Annotated in this window: 17 protein-coding genes; 4 read left to right on the forward strand and 13 right to left on the reverse strand. The window is 41.6% G+C overall.

All coding sequences use genetic code 11. The features are described 5' to 3' along the window. Positions 1 to 97 precede the first annotated feature (97 nt). Together VM932_RS03175 and VM932_RS03180 are read right to left on the reverse strand one after the other, a co-directional pair. The gene (locus VM932_RS03175; RefSeq protein WP_326277127.1) at positions 98 to 1,045 is read right to left on the reverse strand and encodes a 3-keto-disaccharide hydrolase; all 948 of its coding nucleotides are present in this window, start codon (positions 1,043 to 1,045) and stop codon (positions 98 to 100) included. Between the two features lie 73 nt (positions 1,046 to 1,118). After that, positions 1,119 to 2,201, reverse strand: coding sequence for a vWA domain-containing protein (locus VM932_RS03180; protein ID WP_326277128.1), 1,083 nt, complete (start codon positions 2,199 to 2,201; stop codon positions 1,119 to 1,121). A 208-nt stretch (positions 2,202 to 2,409) separates the two neighbouring features. On the opposite strand from VM932_RS03180, the gene VM932_RS03185 reads away from it, so the two are divergent. Further along, positions 2,410 to 2,670: a MoaD/ThiS family protein gene (locus VM932_RS03185; protein WP_326277129.1), complete on the forward strand. Its 261-nt coding sequence runs from the start codon at positions 2,410 to 2,412 to the stop codon at positions 2,668 to 2,670. A 1-nt stretch (position 2,671) separates the two neighbouring features. Here VM932_RS03185 and VM932_RS03190 read toward each other — a convergent pair whose 3' ends face one another. From VM932_RS03190 to gndA, 8 genes are all read right to left on the reverse strand, one after another. Then, positions 2,672 to 4,120 (reverse strand): serine hydrolase domain-containing protein, encoded by a 1,449-nt coding sequence (locus tag VM932_RS03190; protein ID WP_326277130.1) that lies wholly within the window; start codon positions 4,118 to 4,120, stop codon positions 2,672 to 2,674. Positions 4,121 to 4,292: 172 nt separating this feature from the next. Next, positions 4,293 to 5,975: an N-acyl-D-amino-acid deacylase family protein gene (locus tag VM932_RS03195; RefSeq protein WP_326277131.1), complete on the reverse strand. Its 1,683-nt coding sequence runs from the start codon at positions 5,973 to 5,975 to the stop codon at positions 4,293 to 4,295. A gap of 378 nt (positions 5,976 to 6,353) precedes the next feature. Next, positions 6,354 to 8,105: a serine hydrolase gene (locus VM932_RS03200; protein ID WP_326277132.1), complete on the reverse strand. Its 1,752-nt coding sequence runs from the start codon at positions 8,103 to 8,105 to the stop codon at positions 6,354 to 6,356. Between the two features lie 183 nt (positions 8,106 to 8,288). Further along, the gene (locus tag VM932_RS03205) at positions 8,289 to 8,912 is read right to left on the reverse strand and encodes a class I SAM-dependent methyltransferase (RefSeq protein ID WP_326277133.1); all 624 of its coding nucleotides are present in this window, start codon (positions 8,910 to 8,912) and stop codon (positions 8,289 to 8,291) included. A gap of 201 nt (positions 8,913 to 9,113) precedes the next feature. Next, entirely contained in the window at positions 9,114 to 10,790 is a 1,677-nt protein-coding gene (locus VM932_RS03210) for a hypothetical protein (RefSeq protein ID WP_326277134.1), read from the reverse strand. Positions 10,791 to 10,975: 185 nt separating this feature from the next. After that, positions 10,976 to 13,003: a S9 family peptidase gene (locus VM932_RS03215; protein ID WP_326277135.1), complete on the reverse strand. Its 2,028-nt coding sequence runs from the start codon at positions 13,001 to 13,003 to the stop codon at positions 10,976 to 10,978. 91 nt (positions 13,004 to 13,094) lie between these two features. After that, positions 13,095 to 13,946, reverse strand: a complete 852-nt coding sequence (locus tag VM932_RS03220; protein ID WP_326277136.1) for a ChaN family lipoprotein — start codon at positions 13,944 to 13,946, stop codon at positions 13,095 to 13,097. A 10-nt stretch (positions 13,947 to 13,956) separates the two neighbouring features. Then, entirely contained in the window at positions 13,957 to 15,366 is a 1,410-nt protein-coding gene (gene gndA, locus VM932_RS03225) for an NADP-dependent phosphogluconate dehydrogenase (protein ID WP_326277137.1), read from the reverse strand. 165 nt (positions 15,367 to 15,531) lie between these two features. On the opposite strand from gndA, the gene zwf reads away from it, so the two are divergent. Beyond that, complete coding sequence (zwf, locus tag VM932_RS03230; RefSeq protein WP_326277138.1) at positions 15,532 to 17,064, forward strand: glucose-6-phosphate dehydrogenase; 1,533 nt, start codon at positions 15,532 to 15,534, stop codon at positions 17,062 to 17,064. A gap of 43 nt (positions 17,065 to 17,107) precedes the next feature. Next, complete coding sequence (gene pgl / locus VM932_RS03235; protein ID WP_326277139.1) at positions 17,108 to 17,833, forward strand: 6-phosphogluconolactonase; 726 nt, start codon at positions 17,108 to 17,110, stop codon at positions 17,831 to 17,833. Here the strand turns inward: pgl and VM932_RS03240 are convergent. Continuing rightward, positions 17,814 to 18,359, reverse strand: a complete 546-nt coding sequence (locus VM932_RS03240) for an acyl-CoA thioesterase (RefSeq protein WP_293163549.1) — start codon at positions 18,357 to 18,359, stop codon at positions 17,814 to 17,816. The genes pgl and VM932_RS03240 overlap by 20 nt on opposite strands. A gap of 207 nt (positions 18,360 to 18,566) precedes the next feature. On the opposite strand from VM932_RS03240, the gene VM932_RS03245 reads away from it, so the two are divergent. Continuing rightward, positions 18,567 to 18,797, forward strand: coding sequence for a DUF559 domain-containing protein (locus VM932_RS03245; RefSeq protein ID WP_326277140.1), 231 nt, complete (start codon positions 18,567 to 18,569; stop codon positions 18,795 to 18,797). Here VM932_RS03245 and VM932_RS03250 read toward each other — a convergent pair. Together VM932_RS03250 and VM932_RS03255 are read right to left on the reverse strand one after the other, a co-directional pair. Next, positions 18,787 to 19,152, reverse strand: coding sequence for a 6-phosphogluconate dehydrogenase (locus VM932_RS03250; RefSeq protein WP_326277141.1), 366 nt, complete (start codon positions 19,150 to 19,152; stop codon positions 18,787 to 18,789). The genes VM932_RS03245 and VM932_RS03250 overlap by 11 nt on opposite strands. 10 nt (positions 19,153 to 19,162) lie before the next feature. Next, a complete protein-coding gene (locus VM932_RS03255) occupies positions 19,163 to 20,497 on the reverse strand; it encodes a DNA recombination protein RmuC (protein WP_326277142.1) in 1,335 nt (444 codons plus the stop codon). Positions 20,498 to 21,050 lie beyond the last annotated feature (553 nt).

Raw genomic sequence — 21,050 nt, forward strand, 5'->3', positions numbered from 1 at the left:
TAAATACAGGATGAAAACAAGCAAATGCTCCTGTATATTCAATAAAAAAGCTGTCCCGGTTATGAGACAGCTTCTTTTTTATATGAATGTTGAATTCTTAATTCTTTAATGGGGTCACTTCAAAACTTCTATATTCAATAGGGCCGTGGTCTCCTTGGATCATAAATGGACCGGGTTCCCCTTCTTTACTGTCCAAAGCACCTCCAGTAATTCCTGGAATGGTGGCATCGGAAATCACTGTTTTTCCGTTTAGCGTTATGGTAACCCTTCGTCCTATCAAAGTAATATCATAGGTCTGCCATTCACCGGCAGGTTTGGATGCGTTCTCATTCGGTTCCAAAAAACCATAAACACCACCTAAATAGATGTCCGATGGTTCCAAACCTTCGCTATCCACAATCTGAACTTCGTAGCGTCCGCGCAAGTAGATACCACTGTTACTTCCTTTTGGGTAACGAAATTCAACGTGTAGTTTAAAGTCTTGGAATTTTTCATCCGTAATCAGGTTGGAGCCTGATTCTGGACTGGTCAAAATACCGTCCTTAACCACCCATTGGTTTTTTTCGCCATCTACATGCCAACCCGAAAGGTCTTTTCCGTTGAACACATCAATGGTTTTCCCCCATTTTGGATTCTCGGTGTATTCCAATTCCGGTGCTTTTACGCCAGTCCAATCAATTACGGAACCATCCGTGTAAATTAATGTGCCTTTTAATGTTTCACCCTGCAATTCACCATGAAAGATCATGTCGCTTCCCTTGGGCTCCCATTGGTTGGGAATACTAAAGGTAAATTTATTGTCTCCATAAGTTTCTATTTCGGCAATGGGTCTTGCGCTACCAAAAGCGAAGACAAAACGGCCCAAAAGTGTCGCTGTTCCCGAATGTTTAATTTCCAGCCAAGAAGGGGAGGTCTTCCCCATAAAATCTATTTCCAGATCCCACCTTCCCTCTAACGGACTGATGTGCTGGGCATAAATATTGCTTGTAAAACCTAAAAGTAGGGTGCAAATAAATGTGTAAATCGTTTTTCTTTGGGTTATCATATGAATGTTTAGTTTAATTGTTGAACAAGATACGATTAATCCAAAAATTAACTAGCCGCTATAGTACTAGAACCTATTCGCAACCACCGGTAAAACCATTGGCGCTAAACTTGGTCTGAACAGCTCCTTTTAGGCTGTTGTGCGTCAACTGGATTACTAGGTTACTTTCGCCACTTCCATCACGTTTTGGGGTGCAGTATTCAAAAAGGTAGTAGCTTCCCGCTTGTTCCTCTACACGTTGTGAGATATCGTTGAAGGTATTCTCCAATTCTTCTGAATTACTGGCAAAAACACTGGCTGTTTTCCCGATTTGCTCCAAAACTTCGGTATCTATTTCGGCTCCTAGTCCAATAGTGAAGTAGGAAATATTGCTATCGGCTTCCTCAACTGCACGTAAAGCATCGGATTCTTTGTATCTCGAAGCTTGATCGGTTCCATCGGTGAACAATACCACGGATGCCGCGTTGATTACTTCTGAGTTTTCATCAAGCAAGCCCTCGGCAATGTCTGTTGATTTAATCACGGCGCCGTACAAATCAGTAGATGGGTCGTTGCTGATATCCATTGTGATACCATCTACGGAAGCTGTCAATTCGGCAGCGGAAGGTGTCAAGGGGTTTAATAAATGAAGTTCGTCTTCTCCATCAAACCAATAAATGGCCATTTTAAAGGACTCCGTAGTTGGGGTTGGCATTACATTGTTGATGAAACTGGTGGTTGCCGCCTTTAATTCGTCCAAACTACTTTCCAATACGCTATTGCTCAAGTCCAGCACTAAAAGGGTGTTGTTGTTGAATATCTGTGAGTTTGGGGAAATTCGGGCAAAGGATTCAGAAGGGGATATGGGTTCAAAACAGTCATCGTTTCGTCCTTGTTCGTATATGGAGAACTGTTCGGCAGATAATCCTGAGATAGGATTCCCCATCAAATCTGAAACTCTGAATAGCACGGAAACTTTTCCGGGCAAAGTGGTGAATTCATCTTGTATGGACAACAAAAGTTCGTTTTCCCCAAAACCTAGGCAATCATCCGGTTCTTCACCAAGTCCCAGTTCCTTGTCGTTAATATCAAAACTGACATCATCATCTGCATTTCCGCAAGAAAATAAAATAAGGCTAAACAATATTGGGAATGTAAACTGAAGTATGCTTTTCATTTTCATAAAAGTTAAGGTTCTGCATGCACAACGTTGAAATTGACCGAAAAGTATTTGTAACCTCAAGAATTAAATTAAAGAAAAGTTAAAAGAAAGATGGGCTTGTTAAAATAATAGGGATACAAGCTATTTTTAATATTTTCACACCAATAAAAACCTACCAACCTATCTAACCAACAACAAACAATAACACTAATAGGTTGATATTATGACTATACTTTTGTTCGGTGCCACTAAAGATATTATTGGAACGCCTACACTATCTGTTCCAACAGCAAGTTTAAGTGGAAGAAAAATTCCAAATACTGTAGGGGAACTCAAAAAATTTCTAGAAAATACATATCCAGAACTTAAATCCATTTCCAAAGTAACCGTTGCAGTGAACCAGAATTATGCTTCGGACAATGAGAAAATAAATTCTTATGATGAAATAGCCCTGATTCCACCGCCCGGATCCGACAATTTTTAGGTCAATTATTTTTCAGTTCGTTAATTTTATTTTCCATCTGTTCATTATAGCTCCATTCATCGTTTTTATTTAACGAAATTGCTTTTTGATAGTTTGTAATCGCATTTAAAGTATCCTTTCGCTTTTCATAGATTTCCGCTAACCCAGCCAAAGCCACCCACCATTTTGGGTTGGCCTCCGCATTAAATTTGAATACTTCAAGTGCTTTTTCATTATAATTTTCGCTGAACAGGTACGAATTCCCTATGCTGTTAATATTCCATTTTAAGTTATCAAAATTGGAAAGCGGGTTTTCTTCCTTAAGTTTTTTGAATGATTCTGCAGCCTTGCCAAATTCACCTTTTAAGGTAAGGCCCATAACATCTTCTTCTAAGGTTGAACCTTTTATTTGTGGAATTACAATTCTTGCAACATCATTTACAATAATGTCATAGGCAGGAATTTCATATCCATTCGATAATAAAATAATTGTTGTTTTATTGTCCGCAAATTTTCTGAAAGCAGCTAAATTTCCACCTGAAAATCCATAAGATTTTAATCCGTTCACTGGGTAATTGCCCCAACCATATAAAAAATTGTCCTTTTGATTTACAAAATTGAACGGTGTCCACATTTTAGATTTGGTTTGTTTATCCAGAAGTAAATTTTTATCCAATCTTTTGTTCCATTCAATGAATCTTTCAAGTGTGATGTTAAGTCCATTTCCGGAATGTCCTCTTATACCATTGTTATTCGTGTCTTTTTCAAATGCTTTTGTTTCATCATTATAAAAATATCTAGTAGCACGATTTGGGATGCTTTCTTGCGAGTTGGAAGAAAATAAAACCCCATTTTTCGGATTTTCAAATTGATTGTCAAGCACATATTCATCAAACGGCAACCCTGTTATTTTCTCAATAATTTGAGCAAGCAACCAATAGTTCGTTTGGTTATACCTGAATTGATTTCCGGTAACAAAGTCCATTTTATCTTTTGCAAGCTTTTCCATTAACGCTTTATCAGATAAAGTGCTTTCGTATTTTATGATGTCCGGTAAACCGGAAGAATGACTTAAAAGATTTTTAATTTTAATTTCCTGCCATTGTGGTGGTAAATCATCCAGATAGATTGAAATTGCATCATCCAAATTTAGTTTTCCGTCTTGGATAAGCTGAAATACTCCTGTTGATGTGATAAGTTTAGTTGCCGAAAAAATTCTGAACAATGTATTTTTATCAACTTGGACATTGTTTTCCAAAGAGGCTTTCCCAAAGTAATTTTCATAAATTATGCTATCGCCCTCAACAACGGCCAAAGCCAATCCGGGAATGTTGTGCAATCGCATTGTTTTGGAAAGGTAATTGTCGATTTTGGTTTTTAATTCAGTAGAAGCAGTTTTTTTCTTTTGGTTGGTACAAGATGTAGAAAGAAATAAAAATAGTAGGATAAATAAGATTTTGAATGTCTTCATTATATTGAACATTGATTTCAACAAAGACGATACTTATTCTTGAATGTGGCAAACCTTTATTTACTCCCAACGATTAAGCTAAACATCGTTTTAATAATGCTTAAGCAATCAATCCGGCACAGGTAATGAAGCTCACTGAAAATTCCCTCGGTTATCTACAAGAAACATCCGGTCACTCATTTTTATATCCAGGCCCACGAACAACACGCCCTGGTGTTTCTCCGGTATGCTCGCCATCCTTTAGTACTTGGGCGCCGTTCACAAAAACATGTTTCACCCCTTCGGAATATTGGTGAGGGTCTTCAAAAGTGGCTTTGTCGATAATGGTAGCGGGGTCAAACAAAACCACATCGGCATAATTACCTTCGGTAAGGCTGCCCCGTTTTTGTATTTCAAGATGGGTTGCGGGCAATTGAGATAATTTATGCACAGCTTCTTCCAAGGAAATCACCTTTTCATCCCGCACATATTTGCCTAACAAACGAGCCACGTTTCCGTAAGCTCTGGGGTGAGTGCTCGATTTTAAGAAGATACCTTCTGTGGCTGGAGAGCCTGCATCGGAACCAAAACTCATCCAAGGCAGTGCTATTTGCTTTTTCACATTGTCTTCGGACATTAAAAAATAAATGGTTCCTACACGGCTACCATCTTGCACTACCAAGTCCATGGCAGTTTCCTCGGGCGAAGTGCCACGCATTTCCGCCACTTCTTTTAATGTTTTTCCGGTAAGATATTTTAAAGAATCCGCCTTAAAACCTACCAACAGGATTTTACTGGGGTCGCCTGCAGCTTGCATCAAACTTTCCCATTCATCCGTAGGTGTGGTCATTTCTTCTTTCACTTTTTTACGAATGGCGGGGTCCTGCAAACGTTCTGCCCATTTATCGTATCCGCCTTCTTGCACCCATGGCGGCATTGAGGCATCCAAACCAGTGGCACCAGCCACATAATTGTACATATTGGCCGTAATATGGAGTCCAGCGGCATTGGCAGAGTCCACTTTGGCCACTACATCATCAAACTTGTGCCAATTTTCCTTGCCGCTTTGCTTTAGGTGGTAGATTTCTGCCCTAATACCAGCTTCATCTGCAATCTGAATCAACTCATCCAAACTCTCCAATAAACGAGAACCTTCGCTACGCATGTGGCTGATGTACATGCCATCATACTCGGCGGCGACTTTGCAGAGTTCAATCAATTCTTCGGTGCTGGAATAAAATGCAGGCGCATAGATCAAAGAGGAACCCACGCCGAGGGCACCTTCTTCCATGGCTTGTTTTACCATCAATTTCATAGAATCCAACTCCTGTGGAGTAGGGGCACGGTTTTCATAACCTACAGTGTTTATCCGCAAGGTGGTGGCTCCCACAAAAGAGGCCACGTTCGGAGAAACCCCCTTGGTTGTGAGATATTCCAAATATTCGTTCAAGCTGTTCCACTCAATACCATACTTTATGTCCCCTTGACTTTCCTGTTCCTCTTTTTTCATGGATTCGTTAAGCGGCCCCATGGACCAACCTTCGCCAAACACCTCCAAAGTCACGCCTTGTTTTATATCGGCCATAGACCTACCGTCCTCGATCAAGGATTCCGTGGCCCAACTGAGCATGTTTATAAATCCAGGAGAAACTGCCAATCCAGTGGCATCTATCTCCATAGTTCCTGAGGCTTTTCCAATATTTCCGATAGCTGCAATGGTATCGGCATTGATTCCCAAATCCCCTATGTACGAAGGACCCCCAGAGCCATCCACGATTTGTCCGTTTTTAATAAGGACATCAAAGTTTTTGGGTTGGGAACAACTGGCTAGAATAATCAGGGCGATCAGGGAGATGAGAAAAGAAATTGGTTTCATAGTCTGGTTATTTGGTTATGGCAAAACAAGTTAGGTGATTTTTTGTGCACTATCAAATTACCAAAGCATGAAAATTTTGCCTCACCTTTCTTCAAATCCAAGCCCCAACCGATTGATTGGATTAAATCATTTTAAAACCTCCGAAGTATCAAAGCAGGCATGCAAACATGCCTGATGGCAGTCAGGTTTCATTGCAGTTACTTTAGTTTCTATAATTTTTTTGGATGGTCCCCTCTCCAGTCTCCCCAAAGGGGAGAAGTTTCTCTCTTTGGAGAGCCTGTCCCGAATCTGTTTCGGGAGATTAAGGGAGGGTTTGATACTGGATGACAAAGAATTTTATTCTTTTCTTTAAACTATGGTTTTCAAACCCATAGTGGTTTATTTACCATACGGAATATAATTCTCCCACTCCCATGGTGTGTACACGTCTTTCAAGGTGACTTCGAGCAACTCCTTAAAAATGCTGTTGCCACGTTCAAAATTGGTCATGATCATAATTCCTTTTCCTGATTCTGGAAAAAGTACGGAATGGTGTACAAATCCGCTTCCGTGCCCTTCTTTAAAAACAGCTTTGCCATGCGGTGTTTCAAAATAGCCCCAGCCCAGGCCATACCCCAAACGTATTGAATCATATTTATCCGTAATGGTATTGGCCTTATCTCCAAATTGTTTTTCAGAGCGAATTCTGATGTGCGGACTAAAGATCTCATCGTAAGATTCCTTGCTGATCAATTTTTGATTGAGCACCGCAGTCAAGAATTTGGTGTAGTCCTTTGCCGTGGTTTCCAAGGTTCCGCCACCTCTGGGCTCGTTATCCTTGTCTTTTTTGAGGGATTCCCCCTTTTCGTTGTGTCCAAGTGCAAAATCCTGGTCAAACCTCGTTTTCCATTCGTAGGCAGAGTTTTCCATGCCCAAGGGTTCAAAAATATTTTCTTGGGCAAGCTGTTCCAATCCTTTGCCTGTTAATTTTTCAAGAACAACTTGCAAATAGATAAAACCCTCCCCACTGTAGCCATATTTTGTTCCAGGAGTATGGTGCACCCTTAATTTGTTGTCTTCCTCAAACCATCTGTAATTTTTGAACCCAGTAGTATGGTCTAGGCACATCCTTGCCGTAATTTTATGGTACAGTGAATCTTCCTTCAAACTGGAAAAGTCATCGTGCCAACGGGTCTGAGGTTCGTACTCGTATATTTTTTTGGGCAGGTACGACTCCAAGGGTGTGTCCAGATCAATCACACCATCCTCGACCATTTTCATTGTCAAAACCCCAAATACGGCTTTACTGAACGAGGCTCCGTAAATGTTGGTTGAATCTGTCAAAACTGTTTTATTGGGATAATCCTTATAGCCAAAAACCTTTTGATACACGGGTTGGTTGTCATCAAAAATGGATATGGCCATGCCGTATATTTGGGTATCTGCCATCAACTGGTCAATCTTTTTGGTAATGGAATCTTTAGAAATCAACGAACCATCCAATCGTTCAATGGTTTCCTGTTTTGGATTTGAACAACTGCAGAATATGGATAAACCTACCATGAGTAACAGACCAAGCGTTTTATTCTTTTTCAACCTTAAAAAAGGAATGGAAAAGGGGTAGTAGCACTTGTTTTTTTGGACCACGTAAATGATGTTGAAGATGATAATGCCGATGCAAATGGGTACCACGGAAATAAAAATGATAAATCCCCATTTCTCGATGGTCAGTAAACCAACAAACGACAAGATGGCCAAAATAAGCACCGTCATCTGAAAGTTAATCACCTTAATACCATGCTTGTCATACATTGGGTTGTCCTCCCGTTTATGGATCCACAGAAAAAGTGGGATGAGGACATTGAGCAAAGGGAGGAATATTCCGGTCAGGGGAGTAGCGTGCATTAAGAGCAACCATTTCTTTTTAATTGTTTCCTCCTTTGGATTTTCCAATGGAACCAGCTCATCTACTTCTATCTCCAAGGCTACTGCCAAGAGTTTAATGGTATTTAGGTGCGGAGAGACCTCTTCTTTTTCGATGCGTTGAATGGTGCGTACCGTGACATTGGTTCTGTGGGCCAATTCTTCTTGTGAATACCCCTTAATTTTTCGTTGATACTTGAGTCGTTCCCCAATTGATGAATTCTTCATAATTTTTGGTTTTAAATTCTGGAACAAAGGTATCTGTGGAGGCACGACAGTACCACGACATTTGTATGTCACCTTTATGTCAACACCGGTAAAACCATCTGTTTTGCGATAAAACTAAGGATTTTAGGGGCCAAAACCTTCAAATAGACCCAAGTTAGGATCAACCGTATAGAAAAGCATCAACTATTTCTTCCTGCCCAAAAATCGTATTACGGAACCCGTGCCCACATGACCATCGCCTTCGTTGAGCTCCACTGTGGTTTGTTTGAGTTCCAAGATTTCGTAGTCGGTAAAATCGGATTGTAGTTCTTCTATGGAAAATAAAGCATCCAGATTACCGGGGCCACCTACGCTTGGATTTTTCTTTTTATATGCCAAATGCGCCTTACTGAATGCCTCAAAAATGATGGTTCCTCCTTTTTTTAAGTAGCTGTGCAACAATTTATGATAGCCCGAACGGATGTTGGGAGGGAAGTGGGCATAGATCAAGGCGATGGCGTTGAACTGTTCTTCGCGGTAGCCCAAATTGGGGAGTTCTCCAACCTGATAGTCAATGGAAACCTTTTTTTTCTCAGCCAGTTTCAATGCTTTTTGTTGTCCTACTTCGCTGATGTCGAAAGCGGAGACTTCCCAGCCCAATTGGGCGGCATGTACGGCATTGCGCCCCTCTCCCTCGGCAGGGAAAAGTATGGTACCTGTTGGTAGGGTAGCTAGTTTTTCCTTTAAATACTTGTTGGGCCAGGTGCCGTATGCATATTTAGTTTGTCCAAATTTGGTGTTCCACTTTTTAAGCCAATCGGATGCCATTTTGTTTTTTTTGATGTAAAGCTGGGGGTGGGAGAATGTTTCGTTATCGTTTAAGATATGATTCGTTTAAATTATTTATATCGACCGATACTGAACCAAGTTCAGTAGAAGAACCGAAGTTCGCAGAATTTTAAGTTACTGGCAAAAAGACTTATTAAGCGTTATCAACACTAAAGTGTTGGTTGATAAAAGGTTATAATTTCACTCCTTAATCATTTCCAAGCCATCGTTTTTGCCTGTCATCTGCCAGTGCGCCAATGAAACTGGGATGCTCCCAATACTGTTCAGGGTATCAAAAAAATCTTTTACCACAAATGGCTCGCCTTGTGATTCTTTCAGTTTGGCATAGTCGGCCAATGCGTTTTCCAATAAATATTTACCGGTAATATAACTGGTTCCATAGCCGGGTTGGCGCAAATACAGGTGTTGTTCAAAAATGAGCAGCTCTTTTTCGGTTTTCATCCATCCACGGGGCGTATACTCACTGTGAATCCCTCCAGCTTCCTCCATGGTCATTTCATTGGCGTGGGCGTACAACGATCCCAAACCCCGTGCAGCGCGCTGTGCGATCATGATATACACAATCTCTTTGGTTCTTGGGCTATCATTATACAACCCAGCTTGCATAAACATTTCTTCAACCGCGGTAGCCGTCCCCTCATTTCTTGAATCCCAAATGTTATATAACAAAGGGCCTTTGCGTATTTCACTTGTATGGGGTTCGGTATCCATACGTGCTAGTTCAAACCAATGGTAAAAATGGGAAAATAGAGGTCTTGGGTCGTAATGCTCACCAATGGCAAAAAAGTTGCGGGTCTCCTTGGGTATAAATTCACCTAAATGCTCGCGTAGGGCGGGTTCAAAATAGGGTTTTACGGTTACAATGTCTTGTTCATTCAAAAAATTGATCAGGCTATTTGCGGCTTCGTCGGCCATTTTGTCGTAGGCTTCGGGGGAATCCGCAGCCACCAAAGGTGGCAGATTTCTATTTCGGTGTTCCTCCAATTTTAAAGATGTCCAAGCACGGGCAAGCTCGCGCTTCAGAATCATCACCTCATCCTCCCAAGTTAGTGGTACCAAGTGTACATTCTGTAAATACCAGGTATAATTGTCTTTGCCAATGCCCGAAGGCCCGGTTTTTGATTCGGATTCAGCCTGCAACCAAGACACAAGGTCATTGGTAGAAGCTATGGCATCGTCTATAACGGAAACCAATTCCGAGTCATCTTTAACGGAAGTTCTCTTTTTTAATTCGGTTAGCACGCTACTCTGATTTTGAATGTCCCGAATCCCGGTTACCCATAAGTCCCTTGCGTTTCCGGTTAAGTTTTTCTTGGCCTGTGTATTGAATGGCGCAATTACCTTTAGGTCGGACAAGAGTTTAGACCTTTCTTCTGAGGATAGGGGGAATGTGTAGGTCCATAATTCTGTTGTACCATGATTGGTTGGCCCCTCGTGAGCAGGAACATCGCTTCTATTGGCCCAAACCGTTTTATAAAAAGCAGGATCTCGGCTCCAAGGCTTTAAAATGCGATGATTAAAGTCGTAACCGTTCATTTCAGCCCAAACAATCATCCAATCCACTTGATTTTCTACGGACCAATTTGTTGTGTCGATAGATTGCAGTTTTGATTGTAATTCTTTGAACCTTGGCCAACGTTTTTCAAAAGTTTCTGCCGTGTAATCTGGAGCACCATCGCGAAGTGGTGGATTTTCGAAGGTTCTCCACGCTTTAAATAGGGCAACTAAATCTTGATAATCGTTAGATGTAAAATTTTTAATCTGGGTTTGATTGACTGCGGTTGCTTCTTTCTTTTCAGTTTGACAGCTAATACATAACATAAGTAAAAAAGAAAGAAGGAAATTGGTTGTTTTCAAATGACTACGGTTTTTTATTCAGAAAAGATTTTAACAATTCAGGCAATTTCGTTGAATTTTCTTTTACAAACAATAATTGTTCAAAGGTGTTGTCAACACTAAAGTGTTGGGAGGTATAGGGTTATATTCACTGCATCCATTACGACTAGTGAAGATAAATTAAAGCTTATAAAGTCAAGTAATCTTCATTCATCTTTGTACTTCTCAAACCAAGCAAGAACAGCAGCTATTTTTGCAACCAAATTACTGGGTTTGTTGGCAATACCATGTCCGGCCCCAGGAATACGTACCATTGCTGTTTCAACGTTCTCCAATTTTAGAGCGGCATAAAACTGCTCCGATTCTGCAATAGGGGTACGGTAATCTTCTTCGCCCGTTAACAGCATTGTTGGTGTGGTTACATTGCCCACATAGGTAAGGGGTGAGCGTCTCATGTAGTTTTCTGGATCTTCCCAAGGTTTTTTTCCGAACCAATATTTGGAGAAAAACTGCACACCATCTGCATAGAGCACAAAACTTGTCCAGTTAATTACGGGTTTTGCCACAACGGCGGCCTTAAAACGGTCGGTTTTACCCACGATCCAGGCGGTAAGTACACCGCCACCAGAACCACCGGTCACAAACAGATTTTCTTCGTCCACGTAGCCTTTTTCCAAAACGGCATCCACGCCGGACATTAAATCCTCATAATCGTGGTTGGGATAATCGTGGTGAATCAAGTTTCCAAATTCTTCGCCATAGCTTGTACTTCCACGTGGGTTAGCATAGAGAACCACATAACCTTCAGCGGCGTAGGCCTGAATTTCGGCAGAGTACACTGCTCCGTAGCTGGTAAACGGCCCACCGTGTATTTCCAAGATCATTGGATATTTTTTGGAGGGGTCAAAATCGGGAGGGGTTACGACCCAACCTTGAATTTTGCGTTGATCATAGGAGGACTCCCACCAGATTTCTTCCACATTGCCTAATTTTTTAAAGGAAAACAGGTCATTGTTAACTTGGGTCAAACGCTCTGTGTTTCGAGTATCAGCTACGCCCAAATCCGATGGATGGCTTTTGTCTCCCAAGGTGTAGGCAAATTTGTTGTTGGCGGAAGCAGAAAAACTAGCTGCGTTATAAGGCCTACCTAATGATAAACCGCCTAAGCCATCGGTAATAGTATCCACCTTGCCCGATATGCTCATAGAAGCCAATTTGCCCATTCCTTGATCGGTGTAGCTAAAATACAGACCATTACCCTTGCTGTTCCAAGCCATATCTTCCACATCACGATCAAAATCACCAGAAATTAATTGGGAGTCTGTCCCATCGGTGTTCATTACATACAATTGGGTAAGCTGATATCCTTGCAAACGGTCATCGTACCCTAAATAGGCTATTTTGGAACCATCTGGCGACAATACTGGATTACCGTCAGGACCGTAGCGGTCGGTTAATGGATTAATTTCACCATTATTTACATTAATGCTATAAATTTCGCTGTCTGCAGGTTCAAACTCCTCATCTTTATGGAAATTGGCGCTAAAAAATAAATGCGTGTTGTCCTTTGACCAGATAGGACTGCCATGGTCAAATTCCGAAAATGTAAGTTGATTTGGCGTTCCCCCGCTAATGGGCAAGGTAAACAATTGTGAATTGCCACCTTTGTAATACCCTGCACCATCGCCACGGTAATTCATTTTATCAATGTATTTTGGCGGCTCGTTCCATTTGGCGCCCTCGGGCTTTTCAGGCATTTTAATGATGGATTTGTTGGCTTCGGGCACGAACATATTAAATGCCAAGTATTTGTCATCATAAGACCATGAAACTGTCCCCGGTGATTGTGGTGTATTGGTAAGGGCCAGAGTTTCCTTGGTATCCAGCCACATAAGGTAGAGTTTCATTTTGTCATCCGCCATATTGGACTTGAAAACAATTTTTGTTCCATCGTGCGACCATTTTGGGGCAAAATCGTTATGGTTTCCTGTGGTTAACGGACGATTGTTGGAGCCATCAAAATTGATGATCCAAAGATTGGAAAGATTGCGGTCCGTCATCACATCCTTAAAATTCCGAACATAAATGATTTTAGATCCATCTGGGGAAATTTGAGGGTCGGAAACATATTCCATGTTGAAGATGTCCAATAGCTCCAAATTGGATTTTACTTGGCAAAAACCTAAAGGAATGATGGCCACAAAAAGTAACAGGGCAACTAGTAATTTTTTCATGAGGAAGCGTTTAGTTAGTTTAGATTCTTAAAAATAGGGAATTTATCTCCTTATTTTTTGGTTCAACCGTATAAAAGTGGTGTAAGATGAATTAATATGTTGTGGTCATGTTTTGATCCACACAAATAATGAAATCAGCCAATTGGGTGTTTTCTTCCTCCAGTTTATGAACATCTTTTTGCTTCACGGTAGATATGGTACCATACTCTAAATCGGGTCGTTTTAATTTCAAGTACCAAAGAATGCCCTCATAATCATTGGAGTGGTAGGCACCGTTGTAATGCAAAAACAAAGCACCCTCCTTGTAATTTTGAAGGATAAAATGGGCCATGGTCGCATCTTTGATGGCCTGTGCCATTACCAAGGTGGGACTACCGTGGTCGCCCATCATTTTTAGGATATTTTGATACCCTGGCAACTCGGGGTCGTAAGCAATGGGCAAAGGAGCTATCCATTCTTTTTCTTGGTCGGGGAGTGAGTCCAAGGCTTCAAAACCACCTTTGTATACCATACTGGCGTAACGTCTGGGCACGTTGGATGCGACAAAAACAAGACTACTGTCCTTCGCAAAATCCACCAAAGGAGCATAATCTGTTTTATGGTTGTTCCACAGTCGTGCGGTGGAATCCAATGTTTTGTAGTCTATTTTACCCGATAAATAATCGTTGAGTTCATCTTGGTTGTCGACCTCGATCATTTCCGCGCCGAGGATAAGTGCTCGCTTGTTGTGCAGGTCAGCGGTAAGCTCGTACTGCAACCAATGTGCAATAGGATTGTTGTGCAGCTCCCCAAACAACACCATATCCTTTTTCTCCAAGGTCTTGAGCATTTTTCTGTAAGAGACCTTTTTCCCCTTGGCATTGTAAATAACGTAGGGTTTCTTCTGTCCATAACCAAAGGTTATTAGTAGGGTATAGGTTAGAAGGAGGAGAAGATTTTTCATTTGATTAGATTCAATCCTCCCACTCCGTATGGAAAATACCTTCGCGGTCCAAACGTTCGTAGGTGTGCGAACCAAAGTAATCGCGTTGCGCCTGTATCAAGTTCAATGGCAAACGGCTACTGGTGTAGGCATCAAAATACGTGAGCGCATTGGAAAGGCCCGGCAAAGGAATACCGTTTGTGGCGCCATAACTCACTAATTCGCGTGCTGCATCTACTGTGCTTTGTACTTTTTCTACAAAAGAAGGGGAGAGCAACAAGTTCTGTAAATCTTTGTCGGCTTGGTAGGCTTCGGTAATATCGGCCAACAAGGCAGCACGGATTATACAACCGGCACGCCATATTTTGGCAATTTCGCCCAGTTCCAGTTCGTAACCATATTCTTTGGAGGCATCTGCCAATTGGTGCATACCCTGCGCGTAGGTAATGATGAAAGCAAAATAAAGGGCCTGCTCCGCTTTTGTGGTAAAGTCATCTTTGTCCACCGCTTTTAGTGTGGGACGGTCATACAACTCATCGGCTTTAATACGCTCGGATTTTAAAGCGGATATTTCACGCATGCTCACTGCAATATCAATGGTAGGGACGGGGATTCCCAAATCCATGGCATTTTGAGAGGTCCATTTTCCAGTTCCTTTTTGTTTGGCCTTGTCCAAAATCATATCTACAAGGTCATTATCCGTCAAATCATCTTTTTGTTCAAAGATTTCCGAAGTGATTTCCACCAAAAAGGACTGCAAACGACCATCATTCCAACGAGCATAGGTTTTGTGAAGCTCATCGTTGGTAAGGCCACCTGCTTTTTTGAGCAGATCGTATATCTCGGAAGTCAACTGCATCAAACCGTATTCGATACCGTTGTGCACCATTTTCACATAGTTCCCTGCGGATTTTGGACCCAAATAGGCCACACAGGGTTCGCCGTTGTATTTTGCGGACACAGCTTCAAAAATAGGTTTTACGTGTTGATAAGCTTCTTTGGAACCGCCGGGCATAATGCTCGGTCCCTTTCTGGCACCTTCGGCACCACCTGAAACTCCGGCGCCAAAAAAGTTAATGCCTTTTTCTTTTAAATAAGCCTCGCGACGGTCAGTATCGGTATAAAAGGAGTTCCCTCCATCAATAATAATATCACCTTTGTCCAAATGGGGCAGCAAACCATCGATTACGCTATCCACAATTTTTCCTGCGGGTACCAATAACATAATTTTTCGAGGAGTGGTCAGCGCCAGTACAAAGGTTTTTACATCGGTGGCGGCATTCACTTTTGCGGTATCACCACCTTCGTTGATTAAAGCATCCACTTTTTCTTTATCCAAATCATTTCCAAATGCAGTAAAACCGTTATCAGCTACATTTAAAATAAAATTACGTCCCATTACTCCAAGGCCCACAAGGCCAAAATCATACGTATCTGCCATTATATATTTTTCTTCTTCTTTGGTGTTGATACAACCTTGAGGTTGTGATTTCTTGAATTACGAACCTAAAATAAACCTTATATTCGTGATGCTCAAAGATAATGACTCCTTATTAAAAATGAATGGTGTCAAGAAGAGCACAATCTGCCAGAAACCGAAAATACTATGAAAAAGACAGATAATCAGATGCTCGTGATTTTTGGAGCATCAGGTGATTTGACAGCAAGAAAATTAATGCCATCCTTGTTCAACCTTTATTTGGCCGACCAGTTGCCCGAAAACTTTGTGGTGCTAGGGGTGAGCCGCAGCAATTTGACCGATGAGGCATTTCGGGACCGTGTAGTGTATGAAAGTGATTATTTAAAAGAAAAAACGAAGGACCTGACAGCAAGCAAGGTAAAAAGCTTTGCCAACAAGCTATATTACGAGGATTTGGGCGATAGCTACGATACCGATTATGGCGGCCTGCGTAAGCGGGTGGAAGCCCTAAAAGAAGAGTACAACACTTCAGGAAATATTATTTATTACCTATCCACACCACCCACGCTTTACGAAACAATATCACAAAACCTGTCCAACGCGGGCATGAACACCCAAAACAATGGCTGGAAACGCTTGATTGTGGAAAAACCTTTCGGTTACAGCTTGGAGACGGCCAAAGAGTTGAACAAAGGGCTTCACAAGTATTTTAAAGAGCATCAGATATACCGAATCGACCATTATTTGGGCAAAGAAACCGTTCAAAATCTTTTGGTGACCCGTTTTTCGAACAGCATTTTTGAACCCCTTTGGAACCGTAATTACATTCAGCATGTAGAAATTACCAATGCGGAAAGTGTAGGTGTTGAAAAACGTGGTGGGTATTATGACAAGTCCGGCGCTTTGCGGGACATGTTCCAGAACCACTTGTTACAAATTGTTTCGTTGGTAGTGATGGAGCCACCGATTGGCTCAGATGCAGAAGAAATCCGAAATGAAAAAGTAAAGGCGTTAAAGTCGTTGCGTATAATGACGGACGAAAAGGAACTGTTTGAAAATACCATTAGGGCCCAATATGTGGCTTCCAGAGTAGATGGGAAAGACGTTAAAGGGTACCGGAAAGAAGATGGGGTAGACCCGAATTCCACTACGGAGACCTATGCCGCGATAAAATTTTATGTGGACAACTGGCGTTGGCACGGGGTTCCTTTTTATGTACGAACCGCTAAGCGAATGCCCACCAAAGTGACCGAAATTGTGATTCACTTTAAAAAGCCGCATCATCAAATTTTTAAAGGCTCCGAAATGCAGGAAATGGATAACAAGTTGATTATCCGTATCCAACCCGATGAGGGAATCTTGATTAAGTTCGGAGTAAAAGTGCCTGGGCAGGGCTTTAAAGTTGAGCGGGCCAATTTGGATTTTTACTATGCCAACTTGGCCGAAACTTATGTGATGGAGGCCTACGAGCGCTTGTTGTTGGACGCGATGCAAGGAGATGCTACACTATATGCCCGTGCCGATGAGGTTGAAGCGGCTTGGGAGTTCGTAGATCCTATATTAAACTACTGGAAAAACGGTAAGGACGTTCGTATGTATGGTTACGCGGCAGGTGCTTGGGGACCGGAAAATGCAGATAACTTGATTGATGATGAGGGCTACTGGCGTAACCCAACAGAAAACTTGGCGGACGACCCAGGGTTTTGTGTGATTTGTTAATTTGTCGAATGCCGAGAGTTGAGAACAGAAAATAAAATTTACAATGGATTTAAAAATATATAAAGATAAGCAGGAGGTTGCTGAACAGTTTTCCAGCTATTTTGCGGATAAACAAAAAGATAAGGATGCTTTTTATGTAGCATTGTCTGGGGGTAGTACCCCTAAAATTGTTTTTGATGTATTGGTAGAAAAGTTTTCGGACAAAGTAGATTGGAGCAAGGTGCATTTTTATTGGGGTGATGAGCGTTGTGTGTCCCCAACCGATGATGAAAGCAACTATAAAATGACGGTGGAGCATCTATTTTCCAAAATAAAGGTGCCCAAGGAGAACATTAATCGGATATTGGGGGAAAAGTCCCCTGAGGGTGAAGCTTTGCGCTATGCCAATTTGTTGGAAATGGATTTGGATAGGGTAGAGGAGGTGCCTCAGTTCGATTTGGTAATTTTGGGTATGGGCGATGACGGTCACACCGCATCTATTTTTCCACATGAAATTGAATTGTGGGATTCGGAAGATCATTGTGTGGTAGCTACGCATCCAGATTCAGGCCAGAAACGGGTTTCCATAAACGGGAAGGTTATCAATACCGCCAAAGAAGTAGCTTTTTTGGTCACCGGTGCATCCAAAGCCGAAAAGGTGAAGGCCGTGGTCGAAAAAACGGAAGGTTCCGAGGCTTACCCGGCATCCTTGGTTAATCCAGCTTTGGGGAATTTGTTGTGGTTTTTGGATGAGGCTGCTGCTGCACGGCTCAATCAAAATCCATCTTAACGTTTTCGCCATCTAAAAACTCCAAATATTCGTTCACTTTAAAGTTGTTGGATTCGTATTTGCTATCTCGTTTAAAAGCAGATTGTTTACGTTCCTTGCTGCGTGCAAATCGACGAATATCTTGCTTGGTTTTTAAAATAAGACCGGGAACTAACTTATTTTTACCATCCTTGCCCTTGGCCACCATGGTAAAATAGGACGAATTGCAATGTTTCACTTCTCCCGTGGTCACATTTTCCGATTCCACGCGTACCCCGACCACCATGGAAGTTTTTCCGGTATAGTTAATGGATGCTTTTAGTGTGGCCAATTCCCCAACTTCAATTGGATTTAGAAAATCCACTCGATTCACCGAAGCGGTGACGCAATAACTTTGTGAATGTTTGGATGCGCAGGCAAAAGCAATTTGGTCCATAAGGTTGAGGATATGCCCCCCATGTACCTTGCCGCCAAAATTGGAATGGGAAGGGAGCATAAGTTCGGTGATGGAAACTCTACTTTCTCTGGATGATTTGAATTTCTTCATATTTTGTTGGGGTTTAATCGAATCCTTTTTTTAATTCGATTGTACACGACTGTACCAGTGGTCAATCCAAATGTCACATCGAGCGTAGTCGAGATGTCTTTGTCAGCCTTTCGACTGCGCTCAAGAAGACAAAGACAAAAACCATCAATGCCATTGGTACAATTGCGGATATACAATTTTTTAAAAAGTAAATAACAGCAATGTAAAATGATTATCAAATATAATCCAAAGCTAAAAGAGTTGGCCAGGCAATTACGAAATAATGCTATAAAAGCCGAATTTACTCTGTGGCAGAAACTAAAGCGGAATCAAATGAACGGACTATATTTTTCAGTTTCAAGCAAACGGAAATACACCTCCCTAAATCCCTCTTTTTTTAGGAGGGAAGCCATTTCCCATCTAAAAAGAGGAGCCAGGGGTGTGTGGATTAATTTCTGAAAATTGGAGATTTTTCAGATTTGACTTCAGTGATAAAATATTTGGTATCGCCCAACCAGAAAAAGGTGGCGTAGCGTTCCTTGTAGGTGACCTTGATGTACTGCCCTTGGAACTTTTTCATCTTTTCAATGATTTCCTCTTCCTTGTCCTCTACAGAAAACGAAAATACATTTGTGCCTGACAAACCTTGACTGATCTGTCCTTCCCAAGTTTTGACCATCACGCCTTTTCTACTGAATTTGATGAGTTCCCCCGAACGATAACCCTCACTGTAGGGCACATAATAGATAAAAGCAAAATAGCCCACAACACCAACTATAATGGCGATGATGAAAATGGTCAAGAATTTTTTCATGGTTCGTGTTTTAGTTCATTTCTTCAAAATCGTCCTCATGGGCGCGCATTAAAATAGGTTCGGGCAAGGATTTTTTTGCTTTGGCCCCCATTTTCTTCAATTTTTCAATTGAGGTGACAATGTTTCCCCGTCCTTCGACCAACTTGTTCATGGCACCGCGGTACTCGCTTTTCGCTTCATCCATTTTTTTGCCCACTTTGGTAAGGTCGGAGACGAAGCCTTCGAATTTATCGTAAAGCGCTCCAGCCTGGCGGGCAATTTCAATGGCATTTCGTTGCTGTTTTTCGTTGCTCCACATACTGTCAATGGTGCGTAGTGTGGCCAAAAGCGTAGAAGGGGTAACAATAACGATGTTTTGCTCAAAAGCTTTGTTGTACAGTGATACATCTTCATTTATGGCTACGGCAAATGCAGGCTCAATGGGCACGAACATCAGCACAAAATCTGGACTCTCCATTTCGTATAGGTCCTCATATTTTTTGGAGGAAAGCTGTTCCACATGTCTGCGCAGGGAGTTGATATGATCCTTTAGGAATTTGGGTCTATCCTCTTCTTCGGCATTGGTGTAACGTTCATAATCCGTTAACGATACCTTGGAATCCACAACCATTTTTTTACCGTCGGGCAAGTGAATAATAACATCGGGCAACACTCTTGTTCCATCTGCACGCTTAAAGCTTTGTTGCACACTGTACTCTCTATCTTTCTCTAAACCAGATTTTTCCAAAACACGTTCCAAAACCAGCTCCCCCCAATTCCCTTGCATTTTGCTGTCCCCTTTCAGGGCTTTGGTCAGGTTTTCGGCCTCTTGGGTTATTTTAAGGTTTTGTGTCTGTAAATTGAGCAATTGCTCTTTTAAAGCAGAGTGAATACTAATGTTTTCCTTTTGCGACTTTTCTACTTTTTCCTCAAACTCCTTAATTTTTTTGTTGAGGGGCGTCAGGATATTTTCAATGTTCTCTTTGTTGCTTTTGGTGAATTTTTCGCTTTTTTCATCCAAAATTTTGTTGGCCAAGTTTTCAAATTCCTTCGTGAACTTTTCCTGTAGCTTTTCAACCTCTTCCTTCTGCTCTTTGTTTTTGAGCTGAAGATTCTCCAAATCCGCTTGGTACCTCACAATTTGGTTGCTTTGCTGTTCTTTTTCGCGCTGGAGTTGTTTTTGCTCCTCGTCGCTTAGCAATAACTTATCGTTCAAGGATTTTATGGTAGCGTTAAATTGTTGTTCCCGCTCGCCCCAAACGCTTTCGGTGGATTTAATCTTTAGTTTTTGGATGTACATGCCCACAAAAAGCCCAACGACCAATGTGATGATGCCAATTATGATAAAGGTAAGTTCTGTGCTCATTAAAAAATTTCTGAAGGATAAAGATAACGGATTACAAAGATAAAATGTCATTTCTTCCAAAGTAGAAATCCATAAAATGAGTTCGTAGTCGGAAGTCGGATGTCCGAAGCACGGAGTCCGATGTCAGTTGGCAGTCGACAGTACTCAATAACCCAATAACTCAGTAACTCCTAACTCTGAACTTGAGTTTTGGTTTTCATCTTTCTTTTGACACGAATTACACCAATTGCTCGATTTTCTTGTTAAATGTTGTTTTGATTTATCGTGTTGAGTCCTTCGGCTACATTTAGGATAAACTAAAGTCGAAACGGCGGAAGTCAGTTTGGAGTAGCACAATTACTCAATAACCGAACAACCATATAACTTAGTCCAGAGGTCAGAAGCACGAAGCACGAAGTCTTGGGTCTAGTGTTTTGGTTCTTGTCTCTTGTCTCTTAAACTTGATACTTGAGTTTGTCATTCCTGTGAAGGCAGGAATCCATTTTTTAAAGAAACCTGGGAACACATCACAAAGTAGATTTCTCACGCTCTCGCTGGTCGGTTCAAAATGACA

This window comes from Flagellimonas halotolerans (genome assembly GCF_035818535.1).
In the GTDB taxonomy this organism is placed as follows: Bacteria; Bacteroidota; Bacteroidia; order Flavobacteriales; family Flavobacteriaceae; genus Flagellimonas; species Flagellimonas halotolerans.